Origin of the sequence: Bacillus sp. CCNWLW194 (assembly GCF_037120585.1) — a bacterium.
Lineage (GTDB): Bacteria > Bacillota > Bacilli > Bacillales > Bacillaceae_G > Bacillus_A > Bacillus_A basilensis.
This window is the reverse complement of sequence record NZ_JBBBBL010000010.1, coordinates 14851-27774: the sequence shown is the minus strand read 5'-3', so window position 1 is coordinate 27774 and position 12924 is coordinate 14851. Positions and strand designations below refer to the sequence as shown.

Genomic DNA, 12924 nt, shown 5'->3' with positions numbered 1-12924 from the left:
GAAAGAATATGTTTAAATGGCTCAAGCCAGCACCTGCAATTGAGAGATTGCCAGCGGATATGATCGACCGTGTATATCGATTACTACGTATTCGTGTGTTAATCGGAATTTCAGTTGGGTACGCTGCTTATTATTTAGTTCGTAGTAACTTTACGTTATCAAGTACGTATTTAGTACAAGAATATGGTTTTAGTACAGCTGAAATTGGTCTACTAGGCTCAGTAATGGCAATTGTTTATGGGTTTAGTAAGTTCTTTATGGGGAATTTGTCAGATAAAGCTTTCGCCCAGCGCTTTATCGCAGTCGGTTTATTCCTATCAGGGCTTGTAAATATTTGTTTCGGTTTTGCTTCATCCTTTGGGATGATTGTTACATTACTTGTTCTTAACGGTATTGTACAAGGTATGGGAGCACCACCTTGTAGTATCGTTATGACGAAATGGTTCTCAAAGAAAGAACGCGGTACGAAAACAGGCCTTTGGAATATTTCACATAACGTTGGTGGAATGCTTGTGCCACCATTAGTTGGAATTGGTGTTGGTATTTTTGGTGAAAATCATTGGCAAGGCGGCGTGTTTATATTCCCTGCAATTATCGCAATGGTAATTTCAGTTCTTGTTTGGATTAATGCGAAGGATACACCAGAATCAGAAGGTCTTCCTCCAATTGATGAGTATCGTAATGATTATGAAAACCTTGAAAAAGCAGATAATGCTAACAAGATGTCACCAAAAGAAATTTTAATGAAATATGTAGTGAAAAATAAATTTGTATGGTTCTTATGTATTGCAAATGCATTTGTTTATTTAATTCGTTTCGGTGTTATTAACTGGGTTCCACTTTATTTAACGACAGTTAAAGGCTTCTCAAAAAATGAAGCACACGCGGCGTACGCAATCTTTGAAGGTATGGCAATTCCAAGTTCATTAATCGTTGGTTTTTTAAGTGATAAATTATTTAAAGGAAAACGTATGCCATTATGTATCATTAGTATGGTTGGAGTTGTTATTGGTACGTTTATATATTGGCAAGCAACTAGCGTACTTGTTGTAAGTATTGCAGTTTCTATTATCGGTTGTTTAATTTATGTACCACAGTTCTTAATCGGTTTAAGTGCGATGGAATTAGTACCGAAATTTGCAGTAGGTACGACAGTTGGTATGTGTGGTCTGTTCGGTTATGTAGGCGGAAGTCTTGTAGCAAACGCAGCAATCGGTGTTATTGTTGATCGTTCTGGCTGGGATGGCTGCTTTATCTTACTATTAACAGGTGCCATTTTATCAACGATCTTCTTGTTCATCGTTCAACGTGGACACGAGAGCAAAGCTCCTAAAGCGGCGTAATATTTTGTTTGAAAAGCTATCCAATTATCATTTTGGATGGCTTTTTCTATATAATATAATCTTTCCTTAAATCTAGCTTAAAAGACAATATGTCATATTTCTAATCATTGGAATTTTTGTTACAATATAAATGGATGTGTAAAACTTTGTAAAAATAATGTAATAATATGTAATTCATTTTCAGAAAGTTTTATACAATTTTTATATTAAACTATTAAGTTATAAAAAGGAGAGAGACTATGGTACCAAATACGGTTCGTACTCCAAACAAGAAGAAGAAATGGATTATTATCGGGGTTATTGCACTAATTGTTATTGTAGCAGCAGTTAATATTTTTATTATGCAAGGCAAGAAAAAGGGAGCATCAACATCTGCTGATGCTGTAAGTTTTGAGAAAGTAACAGAGCGAAAGCTGAATAATACGAAGTTAATTTCTGGTCAGGTGAAACCTGGGAATATCGAAAGTTTTTATGCGGATCCGACTAAAGGAAAAGTGAAAGATATTGAGGTAAAAGAAGGACAAGAGGTAGAGAAAGGTACGAAGTTATTCTCTTATGATAATGAAGAGATTAATCTTCAAATGAAGCAAGCTGAGCTTGATCAGAAGATGGCAGATATGCGTTATGATCAAGGGAAGAAGAAGATTGATTCGTTGAAGAAAGAAATTAAGAAGGCGAAAGATGGCGGAGCTGGGAAAGAAGTAACAGATCCGATGGAAGAGCAAGTAAGTGAATTAGAGATGGCGCAAAAGACAACTGATCTGGAGAAAGAAAAAGGGAAGTTGCAGAAAGAAGAGTTAAGTAAAAAGCAGAAAGAGCTTACGATTTATAGTAATTTTGCTGGTGTTGTTCAAAAGTTAGATAAAGATGCGGCGCAAAGTTCATCTCAAGCGTTAGGTGGTCAAGGGAAAGCCTTCTTACAAGTGGCTTCTAAAGATCCGTTCCAAGTTCAAGGAACGTTAACCGAACTTCAAAAGTCACAAATTCAAAAGGATCAAACATTTACTGTAACTGCGAAAGCAAATAATAAGAAGAAGTGGACAGGTAAGATTACAGAGGTAAGTGAATTCCCAACGAGTGCAGAGATGGCTCAAGCTGGTGGTATGGGTGAATCGACTCAAAATATGTCTCAATATACATATAAAGCAAGCCTTGATAGTCAAGATGGTTTATCTCCAGGTTATCACGTTTCTCTGCAAGTAAATTTAGAGAATAAGACGATGGTTGCCGTTCCGACTAAGAGCATTGTAGAAAAAGATGATGATGCATTTGTTTATGTTGAGGATAAAGGAAAGCTTCGTAAACAAAATGTGAAAAAAGGTTCTACTGATGGAGACTGGACAGAGGTTGTAGAAGGCGTAACAGTGGGGCAAAAGGTGGTTAAAAATCCTTCCGACGATGTGTATGACGGAATGGAAGTGAAAGAGAAATGATCACGTTAAATCATATTGCTAAAACGTATTATCAAGGAAAATTGGCAGTGCCGATTTTGCACGGTATTAGTTTAACGATTCAAGGCGGCGAGTTCGTTTCGATTATGGGACCATCTGGTTCTGGTAAATCAACGCTTATGAATATTATCGGTTGTTTAGATCGTCCAACAGAAGGCGAATATATGCTGAATGATGTGAATATCTTAACAGCAGACGAGTCAAAGCTTGCTTTAATTCGTAATGAATATATCGGTTTTGTGTTTCAGCATTTTAACTTGCTTCCGCGTCTTTCGGCAGTAGAAAATGTTGAACTTCCGCTCGTATACGGCGGCGTGAAGAAGGCAGAGCGTCGCAAGCGTGCTTTAGAGGCGTTAGGTAAAGTCGGATTAGCGGACCGTGTGCATCATTTGCCAAACGAATTATCAGGTGGACAGAAGCAGCGTGTTGCGATTGCAAGGGCGATTGCGAATAATCCAACGTTCATTATGGCCGATGAGCCGACTGGTGCGCTTGATACGAAGTCTGGTGAGCAAGTTATGGATATTTTCACGAAGCTTAATGCAGAAGGTACGACGATTGTTATGGTTACGCATGAAGAGGAAGTAGCAGCGTATTCTTCCCGCCGCATTGTACTACGAGACGGGAAAATTACAGAAGATAGAAGGTGTGCGGTATGAGTTTACTAGATAGTATGAAAATTGCCTTATCGTCTATTTTAGCTCATAAACTGCGCTCGGCTTTGACGATGCTTGGGATTATTATCGGTGTAGGCTCTATTATTACCGTCGTTGCGATTGGGCAAGGCGGGGAAGCTGCACTGAAATCTCAATTTGTTGGGTCAGGTAATCAAACGGTTCCAATTCATTATAGTGCTGATATGAATGATCCTTTTGGCATGGGGATGGTAGAAGCACCGAAAATAACTGAAGAAGATATTTTTGAAATTAAAAAAATTCCAGAAATCTCACATGTTGTAACAACAAATTCAAGTATGGAACCACTTGATATTGAAGATAAAATAGAAATGGTGAGTATTACTGGATTAGACAATGAGTATTTTTCAGTAAATAAGGTAAAGTTGTTAAGGGGACGTTCTTTACAAGAATCAGATGTGGATCAAGGTAATAACGTTGTCATGATTAGTAAACAAATGGAAGAAAAGGTATTTAAGGATGCTAATCCAGTCGGTAAAATTATTGAAATGAAGGGTCAACCGATGCAAATTATCGGTGTCTACAAATCAGATAACGAGTTTATGGGAATGGGACCATCAGAAGCATTAATTCCAATTTCATTATGGCCGACACTGTATGGAAAAGATGAAATTCAAAATATTTCTGTTCAAGCAAAAAATGTAGATAACTTAGAAAACGCAGGTAAAAAAGCTGCAGATGTCTTAAACAGTCGTAAACCAAGTGATGCAACTGGTAAGTACGAAGTTATGAATTTAAAAGAACTTCAAGAAGGTATTTCAAAGATGACAGGTATTATGACAATGATCATTGGTGGCATTGCTGGTATTTCACTAGTCGTTGGTGGTATTGGTGTTATGAACATTATGCTCGTATCTGTAACAGAACGTACGCGTGAAATTGGAGTACGTAAAGCGCTTGGAGCAACGCGTAGTAAAATTTTATTACAGTTTTTAATTGAAGCAGTTATGTTAACGCTTCTAGGTGGTTTAATTGGAATTGGTCTTGGATATGGCGGGGCATATATCGTTTCCACATTCGCAAAATGGCCACCACTCGTTTCATGGGAAGTTGTCGTTGGAGGCGTACTGTTCTCTATGACACTTGGTATTATTTTCGGATTAATTCCAGCAAACAAAGCTGCGAAATTAGATCCAATTGAAGCGTTACGTTATGAGTAAGTAGTAGTGTAGTAGAGAGGGGGGCTCTCGACTGCAAATTACCGTTCTAGTGGGCGGTTCGTAGCCTCTATGTGAGGAAGTGAACCGCCCGTTAGAACGGGTTATATAAATAGAAGGAGGCGTTATAATGGAAGCAAATGTGAATACACAAAAAGCTGGCGGAGAGAAGCCATCGTTGTTTGGAATGATTACTTCTCCTGGTTTACAGTTTGAGAGAATGAAGACGACTGAGAAAGTTTGGGGTATGTTCTTCATAGTGGCGCTATTACAAGGACTTGTAGGTGGTTTAAATTCGTATATTACGTATACATCACCTGAGATGATTGAAATGCAAAAGAAATTAGGTGGTGCACTTGCAGAGCAGGGTTCGCTTGTATCAGATGTAATTTCTAGTACGATATGGGGAATAGTAGGTGTTATGATTGCGACATTAGTTGTTGCAGCTATTTATAAAGTGTTTATGATGTTTTACGGGAATGATACTTCTTATAAAAAAATAGTAATGATTATTGTATACGCGGATATTATTGTTATTATTGGTGGACTCATTAATGGTATTATAGCTTTAATTTTAGGTGCTGCACCAACTGCGTATACAAGTTTAGGTCCGTTATTTGAGAAAGGCTCACTTGCATATGGAATCGCTAATTCAATTGAAGTGTTCTATTTATGGAATTTAGTTTTAATTTGGTTAGGATTACAAGTTATAGCAGGATTAAGTAAAGTGAAAGCAGCTATTCCAATTATCGTTTTATTCATTATTAAGGCAGTATTCTTAGCTGCGATTGTTGTATTGATGGCAAAGTTTTTACCAGGTTTGCCGGTATAATATGATTGGACTAAAAGGTGGCTCTCCTCAGAGTCACCTTTTTTATTTTTACCCTTATTTCAAATACCACCAGCAGAATTTCAAATTCTACTTCATGTAATTTCAAATTTCAGCGGTAGTATTTGAAATTACTCACAGTGAAATCCTTTCTTTATTTTTATATTGTGAAGGTACCGCGGAATACTAGAAAGGTATACCTTTTAGAAACGGGTACTGTGTGAAGCCAGCGACTTTTACAGAGACAGTTGTTTTGTATGAAGGTATGATTGTGAATCAAATAAAGAAGCTAGGTATTTATCAAGATTATGAAGAGTATTATCAATGTGGGTTAATCGGTCTTTGGCATGCGTATGAAAAGTTTGATGCGGAGAAAGGGAGCTTTCCTGCATATGCAGTTGTAACGGTACGTGGTTATATATTGGAGAGGTTGAAAAAAGAGTTCACAGTGCGAGAAAAGTGTGTATGTGTAGGAGAGTATGAGGATATCTTTCATTTTGAAGATATTGCAATGAAAGTGAAGGATTTTATGAGTGTATTAGATGAGAAGGAGAAGTATATTATTTTTGAACGTTTTTTTGTAGGAAAGACGATGGGGGAAATCGCTTTAGAGACAGAGATGACCTATTATCAAGTGAGGTGGATATACCGGCAGGCGCTTGAAAAAATGCGAAATAGCTTGAGAGGATAAATAGTATCATAAGAATGGAAGGCAAGGGATATTGCTTTCCATTCTACTTATTTTGTTAAGGTAGTAAATGTAATAAGAGGTTTTTGAATTGTAGTGAATCTTGCATGTTCATACGTGATAATAGGTATCCAGCTTTTAATAATTGTTGTTTTAGCTTATGGGGACTGATATGTATTGTTGTAGTGGTACCATTTGAAAAATGAATGGTAGTTTTTTTACTCTTTTCGAAAAACTCTATATCATATATATGGTTATAAAATAGCCATATACAGTCTGGAGATGAAGGAGATTCTGTTGGGAAAGCACAAATATATTCTCTATGATTAATTGGAATTGGGGCATTCTGTTTGAATTTAAAGTTTGTTTGAACTGCATTACGTCTGCCTTGATAAGTAGAATGAACATTGGTTAGGCAAGATTGCTTGATGAGTTGAAGAGCAGTTTGACAGGAGTAAAAATGGTTCCCACTACTGTCAATAACTTTTGTGTGATAATAAGGGTGCTTGTAAGGCTCTAACATCATTGTAGAATTAGAAATAAAAATATCATTTTCGTCTTTCATAACTCTGAGTCCTCCCTTATAAAATATTATTAATATCATTATATACGAATTAAGTAAAATGAATATTAATCTTTTGTTTCGTATTGTAAATTTTGGCTATTCGTTTACAATCAATAGATGATAGTCTTTCTAATTTGCATCGCTTGTACATATATATGAAAATAGAAAAGAGTAGGCGGTGAGATAGTATGAAGAAAAGGTATATTGTTATGGCTCTAGTTGTTGTTCTTCTAGTATATTTAGCAAATAGTAACCCGAGTAAAGGTGAATATACGGACTGGGCAGCGAAGCAGTTTATGAAACGTAATGATGTGAGTAAGAAGCTAGACGAAGTTCAAAAAGAAAATGAAGAGGGTCTTCTTGGCGATTTAGCATCGGCTGGTAAGAAGTTGGCGAAAAAATATGTTGAGCCGCAAGTTGGGTTATTAATCGATCATTATACGAAGCGAGATGATTATATATTCTTCTCAACTTATAAGACTGAATTTGATATAGGCGGAGAACACTATAAATATGTATGCGTCGGGTTTTCAAAAATCTTTATCCCAATTGAAATGCCGAAGAAAAAAGACGAATCTGCAAAATGATGCAGATTCGTCTTTTTGTTTATAAGTTAATTGGAACTTCAGATACATTCCTTTCTACAAGACGAGCGCCTTTTTTTCGGGTATTTTCATTCATTGATGAAAATACAGATGAGGCAAGGATGGTATCCATTACTTGATTTACGACTTGTGCATCGACGGGTGTGATGGGGTTCTCGATAGAAAAAACAACGGTTTTTCCATCTTCTTTCGCGAAAATTAATTCTAGTACTTGCATGCTTTATTTCCTCCTTTTTATTTATCCAGCTGTTAGTGTTGGCTAACAATCAGAGGGGATGAACCCCCACTAATTAAAGTTTCATCTTATAGGCTAGAAAGATCTGATGTGCTAACAAGTTGTACAGCGTGAAGTGGTAATGCTTGTAAGGAAGCAAGGGCACGTGCTACGTTTTGTACTTGCTCTAAGTTTGCGTTTGTTTTTACGCGCTTAAATTGTTTGTTCTTAAAAACTGTTTTTCCGTTCTTATCTAATCCATTGTTTAAGACAAGACGTAAAGTTAAATCCATTACGATTGTTTCGACTGCCATGTTTATCACCCCCTTTCACTATATAAATAGGGCGTGAATGTCATGTTTTGGCGTGAAATGTATTCTTTTTTTTGGTACTCTTAAAAGACTAAGAGAGGGGTTTCGGAAGAATGAATCGTAAATGGTTATTTTGGATTCCTGTTTTACTATGGATGGGGCTGATTTTTTATTCCTCGGCACAACCATATAAAAAGCAGGATATGCGTTCGGATATTGAACAATATGTAAATGTGGAGTTTGTGAAAGAGCATTTTTCATGGGTATCTATCGATTACGGCGGTGGTACACCTGTTAGCATTGCAAATAAAGGTGTAGGCGGATTTATTGAGTTTTTCCTTCGTAAAGGTGCTCATTTTATGGTGTTCTTTATGCTCGGTTCATTGACGTATTACGCTTTTTATCGATTAGGTTATTCGAGAAAAAGGTGTTTTATATACGCTCTCCTTTTCGTTGCAGGATATGCAACATTTGATGAAATTCATCAATGGACTACGGGAGATCGTACACCGATGTGGCAAGATTCATTACTGGATACGTGCGGCGGATTAACAGGGATTATAATAAGTAATTGGTTTTGGAATAGAAAAAGGAGCTAATCTTTTGAGATTAGCTCCTTTTGTTTATACACCAAGCAATTCTTTTAGTTCATCTGTAGATAGTTCGGTCATCCAACTATCGCTTGTAATGACAGCGTTATTTAGTGATTGTTTTCTCTCTAACATTTCATCAATTTTCTCTTCGAGTGTCCCTGTTGTAATAAGTTTATGAACGTGTACGAAGCGCTTTTGACCAATACGATATGCGCGGTCTGTTGCTTGGTTTTCTACAGCTGGATTCCACCAACGGTCGTAGTGAATGACATGGTTGGCCGCTGTTAAGTTTAAGCCAGTTCCGCCTGCTTTTAACGATAAGATGAAAATGTCATACGTTCCGTTTTGGAACTGCTCGATCATTTTGTCACGTTCTTTCTTCGGTACGCTACCGTTTAAGAAGAGGACGCGCTGACCGAAATGTTCTTCTAATACATTTTTTAGCATGTTCCCCATACCAATGTATTGTGTGAAGATTAAGCAACTTTCATTTTGATCTTTTATATTTTCAATTAGTTCCATTAGTGTGCTCGTTTTCATGGAACGTTCGATGATGTCTTTTGGTTCTGCTTCTTTTAAATAAAGAGCGGGATGGTTACAAATTTGTTTAAGTTTGTTCAGCATTAGTAATATAAATCCGCGTCGTTCAATCCCGCTTAATCCTTCTACATTTTGCAATGTATCTTGAACAAGTTGTTCATATAAGGAAGCTTGTTCACCGGTAAGTGGACAGTAAGCTTTCTGTTCTTGTTTATCTGGTAAGTTTAGTGCGACTGTTTGATCCTTTTTCGTTCGTCGCAGTAAAAATGGTGAGATAAAACGTTGAACTTGTTGGATTTTTCCTTCGTCTCGATCTTTTTCAATCGGTGAGACGAAGCGGCGCTGGAATTGTCCTAAGCTGCCGAGATATCCGTGATTAATGAAGTCGAAAATAGACCAAAGCTCGGCAAGTCGGTTTTCCATCGGTGTACCGGTTAAAGCGATTTTGTGATTAGCTGGCAAGTTTCGCACTGCTTTTGACTGTTTCGTATGTGGGTTTTTAATATTTTGCGCTTCATCCAAAATAACAGCATCCCAGCATAACGTACTAAGTTCTTCTTCATCAAGCTGAGCCAATGCATAAGATGTTAATACAACATCTGCTGATTGAAGGAAGTCTTTAAATGATTCGCCTTTCGCTCGGTTACTTCCATAATGTAACTGAACACGTAAATTTGGTGCGAAACGTTCAAATTCTTTTTGCCAATTTCCAAGAACAGACGTCGGTGCCACGATTAAGGCAGGACCTGTTTGGAGGTTGTTCTCTTTTATATATAGTAAGTAAGTGATCGTTTGAATACTTTTTCCAAGCCCCATATCGTCAGCTAATAATGCGCCGAACCCAAGCTTCCTTAAATATAATAACCACTCAATGCCATGTTGTTGATACGGACGGAGTGTTGCATTTAGTGAAGAAGGGACATCTACTTTTGGAATATCTCCAATGTGCAATAATTTTTGGAATAGATCTTCATAATATCCATCTAGTTCAATTTCAATATCGGTAAACGGACTATCCTCTTCTACAATTTCTGTTTCAGCAGTGTTTGATAAATGTTGCTGAAGGACATCTTTCATTTCGAGTCCATACTTATCGGCGCGGTTCATGAGCTTTCGTACTTCTTCAATAAAGGCTGGATCTAGTCTCATCCATTGACCATTTATATTGAATAACCGTTTGTTTTGTTCAACGAGTTCGAAAAATTCGCTTTCTGATAAATCAATGCCGTTCGTTGAAATGCGCCAGTCAAAATTAACGAGTGTATTCATGCCGAAGAAAGATTGCGTTTGTGTGGCATTTTGCTTCAGCTGCACACGTAATTTTGGTTTTGTCGCTTTTAAATTTTGCCACCACGATGGTAATAAAATCGTAATACCTGCGGCAAGTAATTCGTTACTTGCTTCTGTTAAGAAGTTCCATGCTTCTGTTTCAAAGAGTTCACTTCGGAATGTATCACCGTCTTTTAACCACGGTACAAGTCTACTGAAGCCTTCTTGTGTTTCAAGAATACGTTCCTCATAATCGTGCCATCGTTTTGGCAAAGAATCGATCCTCTCATATACATATATGCGATGAGCCCCGCGCTTTGGTGTAACAATTGTTTCAAGCTTCCACATTTCAAATTCTTCTTGCGGCTCTTGTAGCCTTAGGCCAATTGTAAAGGGAAGGTCATCTTCAATGTAACCAATTTTTCGAAGCCAATCTTCTTCATGTAGTGCTGCGTCCAATTGTCTTTTCGTAAAGTCGTAATGTTCATAAAGTCTCTTTGCATCTTCCCATCCGTCGTTCGAACGGTTATCTTGTAATATGCTTTCATTTACCGCGGATGAGAAAAGAGATGCTAATGTGTCATCTTCAATCGGTGTATGTTGAACTTTCCAAGATGGTTGTTTGGGCCAACCCTCCATATCGGGTACGAAGCTACCGCTGACGAAGGCATCCCATAATTCATTTGCATCTTTCGTAAGTGCTGTAATAGGACCGTTCATTTGAATATGGGCAAAGGAGTTCATCGGTTTATTCGCGATGTATTCAAATGCTTGTGCGTTTGTTAGTATAACACCTTGTTTTCCTTCAAAGGTTGCTTCTTTTAGAAATGTACCGTAGAAGGAAGTAGAGTGCCATGTAAATGCATTTCGTTTCCAGCTTGTTACGGATAATGGAGTACCGCTGTCATCTTCTCCCCAAAGGAACCAACCTTGACTAACGTGCTGGAGCCTAATTGTTACTTCAGTTTGATTGATCATCGATTAATTTTCCTTTCCGTAATTCCTCTTGTAGTGCACGTAGACGTGAATGTAAGTTTGCGATGTGAATAATGAAAGCATCCCATTCATCGGTGCGCTTTAATCGTTTATATAATGTACGTAATTTCTTTAAGTAACGAACTGCACGTCTATATGATTTGCGATTTCGCTCTTCAATGGCCTCAGTAGCAGCAAGGTGATAAAGAGGGAGTGCCGCTTCTGGCGCTTCCTTTTCAATATCTTTCAGCGGCTCTTTCAAAATTTCAATTGCTTCAAACCCATGTAAGAGATGGAGTTCTGCCCATGTACGATACTGTTTTTTCGCGAGTACGTATTGTTCATAGTTTGCGAAACTATATGGTAATAGCTCTTGCAATATCATTTCGAATCCGGCTTGTTCGTTTGTATGGGTTGCATATGTTTCATACATGTTTACAAATAAGCGAACGATATCTTTGATAAAAACAGTATTTTCGTACTCATGTATCGTTTTCTTTACTTGTTTATACGTAAAGGAAAGCCAGTTTTTCGCACGATCCCATTGCATTGTATTTAATAGCTCTTCTAACCAATAGAAGTACAAACTTACAACAGAAGCAGGCTGTTTTTTGAGTAAGTCCATCGCTAGTAAATCTTCGTCATTTAAAAAGAGTAGATGAGAAGATGCTAATGCTTTGGAAAGTGGATTGATTTTCGTATCGATTCGTTTTTCTTCTTCGTGCAGTTGCTCTTTATTCTGTAAGAGTTCACTCCATATGTGACGATAAATAAAAAATCTCTCTTGCGTATAGGCGTCAGTGGAGAAGAATACTTCGTGAACGAGACGAGCTGTTTCTTGCAAAATTGATTCAGACTCTGAAGGAATCGCTTCTGATTGTAAGTCCCGAACGATGGATTCCACTTTATCTACAAATAGGCGAACGACATTGACAGGCTGATGATAAGAATACGTTTTATTTGCTTCAAAGTCCTGAATTTCTTCTAATAATTTTTGAAAGCAATAAAGCGCTGCATGTAGCCTGAACAACTCATGTATCGCAATGATACGCGGAGCTTTCCGTTCGAGTTTCGTATAGAAGTCTGTAAAAATACTCATAAGAAAATACATTTGTTTATAAGTAAGCCGAGCTTGTTCTTTTTTAAATGATTCATATTCGTTATCAAAATAGGATTGCCAACTTTTATAATCGCTTTCCTCAAAAGCTGATGATTGCAATACTTGTCTTGCAGTTCGAATAGGAGGAAGGGAAGGTTTTGTATTATTTTTGAATAAAGTTAATACATCTCCTACTTGCCCAAAACTAGACGCTGCAGACAATAATACAGCGAGCATATGCTCACATTGCGTTGGTGCGAAGCAATCGCAATAGCTTTCAGCGACGTTACGAATCGGGATATGGACGCTATATACGCTGCCTTCAGCATCTACAGTTCCTGATAGCGTATAACCATCAAAGTCAACGTTGTAGACAACACCACTACGATATAGGTGCCGAGCTGTAGCGACATGTTCCTGATCAGCTGTTTGCTGTGGATCTAGTCCTTGAACGAACTCATTCGCAATCATCATAATTTCATCTTTCGTAATCGAGTGTTGCAGCATAATATTCCTCCGTACACATATTTCTTTCCTTTACCATTATAAACAAAAAATGCTCAAAACAGAAAAAATGAAATTTGGATTAC

At 37.5% G+C, this 12924-nt stretch carries 13 protein-coding genes; 8 read left to right on the top strand and 5 right to left on the bottom strand.

Going from position 1 to position 12924, the window contains the following annotated elements; translation table 11 throughout:
• Window positions 1–8 precede the first annotated feature (8 nt).
• The 6 genes from V7S50_RS21585 (at window position 9) to V7S50_RS21560 (ending at window position 6166) form a co-directional block, all read left to right on the top strand.
• A complete protein-coding gene (locus V7S50_RS21585; protein ID WP_098557141.1) occupies window positions 9–1343 on the top strand; it encodes an MFS transporter in 1335 nt (444 codons plus the stop codon).
• 239 nt (window positions 1344–1582) lie between these two features.
• Window positions 1583–2776, top strand: coding sequence for an efflux RND transporter periplasmic adaptor subunit (locus V7S50_RS21580; RefSeq protein WP_242254281.1), 1194 nt, complete (start codon window positions 1583–1585; stop codon window positions 2774–2776).
• The gene (locus V7S50_RS21575) at window positions 2773–3453 is read left to right on the top strand and encodes an ABC transporter ATP-binding protein (protein WP_063221853.1); all 681 of its coding nucleotides are present in this window, start codon (window positions 2773–2775) and stop codon (window positions 3451–3453) included. Before V7S50_RS21580 ends, V7S50_RS21575 begins: the two co-directional genes overlap by 4 nt.
• Window positions 3450–4649: an ABC transporter permease gene (locus tag V7S50_RS21570; protein ID WP_242254283.1), complete on the top strand. Its 1200-nt coding sequence runs from the start codon at window positions 3450–3452 to the stop codon at window positions 4647–4649. Before V7S50_RS21575 ends, V7S50_RS21570 begins: the two co-directional genes overlap by 4 nt.
• A 127-nt stretch (window positions 4650–4776) precedes the next feature.
• Entirely contained in the window at window positions 4777–5478 is a 702-nt protein-coding gene (locus tag V7S50_RS21565; RefSeq protein WP_242254285.1) for a Yip1 family protein, read from the top strand.
• A gap of 217 nt (window positions 5479–5695) precedes the next feature.
• The gene (locus V7S50_RS21560) at window positions 5696–6166 is read left to right on the top strand and encodes a sigma-70 family RNA polymerase sigma factor (protein ID WP_242254287.1); all 471 of its coding nucleotides are present in this window, start codon (window positions 5696–5698) and stop codon (window positions 6164–6166) included.
• Between the two features lie 55 nt (window positions 6167–6221).
• Here the strand turns inward: V7S50_RS21560 and V7S50_RS21555 are convergent, their stop codons facing one another.
• Window positions 6222–6728, bottom strand: a complete 507-nt coding sequence (locus tag V7S50_RS21555; RefSeq protein WP_242254289.1) for a competence protein ComK — start codon at window positions 6726–6728, stop codon at window positions 6222–6224.
• A 188-nt stretch (window positions 6729–6916) separates the two neighbouring features.
• On the opposite strand from V7S50_RS21555, the gene V7S50_RS21550 reads away from it, so the two are divergent.
• Window positions 6917–7315, top strand: a complete 399-nt coding sequence (locus V7S50_RS21550; protein ID WP_060632920.1) for a DUF4359 domain-containing protein — start codon at window positions 6917–6919, stop codon at window positions 7313–7315.
• Between the two features lie 19 nt (window positions 7316–7334).
• Here the strand turns inward: V7S50_RS21550 and V7S50_RS21545 are convergent, their stop codons facing one another.
• Window positions 7335–7550: a DUF2922 domain-containing protein gene (locus V7S50_RS21545; RefSeq protein WP_242254291.1), complete on the bottom strand. Its 216-nt coding sequence runs from the start codon at window positions 7548–7550 to the stop codon at window positions 7335–7337.
• Window positions 7551–7636: 86 nt separating this feature from the next.
• Entirely contained in the window at window positions 7637–7861 is a 225-nt protein-coding gene (locus V7S50_RS21540; RefSeq protein WP_242254292.1) for a DUF1659 domain-containing protein, read from the bottom strand.
• A gap of 110 nt (window positions 7862–7971) precedes the next feature.
• On the opposite strand from V7S50_RS21540, the gene V7S50_RS21535 reads away from it, so the two are divergent.
• Complete coding sequence (locus V7S50_RS21535; RefSeq protein ID WP_001080719.1) at window positions 7972–8457, top strand: VanZ family protein; 486 nt, start codon at window positions 7972–7974, stop codon at window positions 8455–8457.
• A 24-nt stretch (window positions 8458–8481) separates the two neighbouring features.
• Here the strand turns inward: V7S50_RS21535 and V7S50_RS21530 are convergent, their stop codons facing one another.
• Together V7S50_RS21530 and V7S50_RS21525 are read right to left on the bottom strand one after the other, a co-directional pair.
• On the bottom strand, window positions 8482–11238 hold the full coding sequence (locus V7S50_RS21530; protein ID WP_336376474.1) for a DEAD/DEAH box helicase: 2757 nt from the start codon (window positions 11236–11238) through the stop codon (window positions 8482–8484).
• On the bottom strand, window positions 11222–12841 hold the full coding sequence (locus V7S50_RS21525) for an SWIM zinc finger family protein (protein WP_242254296.1): 1620 nt from the start codon (window positions 12839–12841) through the stop codon (window positions 11222–11224). Before V7S50_RS21525 ends, V7S50_RS21530 begins: the two co-directional genes overlap by 17 nt.
• Window positions 12842–12924: the final 83 nt, after the last annotated feature.

Coding starts and splice junctions, on each gene's coding strand:
- V7S50_RS21575 (WP_063221853.1), top strand. CDS start 2,773: ATGATCACGTTAAATCATATTGCTAAAACGTATTATCAAGGAAAATTG.
- V7S50_RS21585 (WP_098557141.1), top strand. CDS start 9: ATGTTTAAATGGCTCAAGCCAGCACCTGCAATTGAGAGATTGCCAGCG.
- V7S50_RS21545 (WP_242254291.1), bottom strand. CDS start 7,550: ATGCAAGTACTAGAATTAATTTTCGCGAAAGAAGATGGAAAAACCGTT.
- V7S50_RS21555 (WP_242254289.1), bottom strand. CDS start 6,728: ATGAAAGACGAAAATGATATTTTTATTTCTAATTCTACAATGATGTTA.
- V7S50_RS21580 (WP_242254281.1), top strand. CDS start 1,583: ATGGTACCAAATACGGTTCGTACTCCAAACAAGAAGAAGAAATGGATT.
- V7S50_RS21565 (WP_242254285.1), top strand. CDS start 4,777: ATGGAAGCAAATGTGAATACACAAAAAGCTGGCGGAGAGAAGCCATCG.
- V7S50_RS21530 (WP_336376474.1), bottom strand. CDS start 11,238: ATGATCAATCAAACTGAAGTAACAATTAGGCTCCAGCACGTTAGTCAA.
- V7S50_RS21570 (WP_242254283.1), top strand. CDS start 3,450: ATGAGTTTACTAGATAGTATGAAAATTGCCTTATCGTCTATTTTAGCT.
- V7S50_RS21540 (WP_242254292.1), bottom strand. CDS start 7,861: ATGGCAGTCGAAACAATCGTAATGGATTTAACTTTACGTCTTGTCTTA.
- V7S50_RS21550 (WP_060632920.1), top strand. CDS start 6,917: ATGAAGAAAAGGTATATTGTTATGGCTCTAGTTGTTGTTCTTCTAGTA.
- V7S50_RS21535 (WP_001080719.1), top strand. CDS start 7,972: ATGAATCGTAAATGGTTATTTTGGATTCCTGTTTTACTATGGATGGGG.
- V7S50_RS21525 (WP_242254296.1), bottom strand. CDS start 12,841: ATGCTGCAACACTCGATTACGAAAGATGAAATTATGATGATTGCGAAT.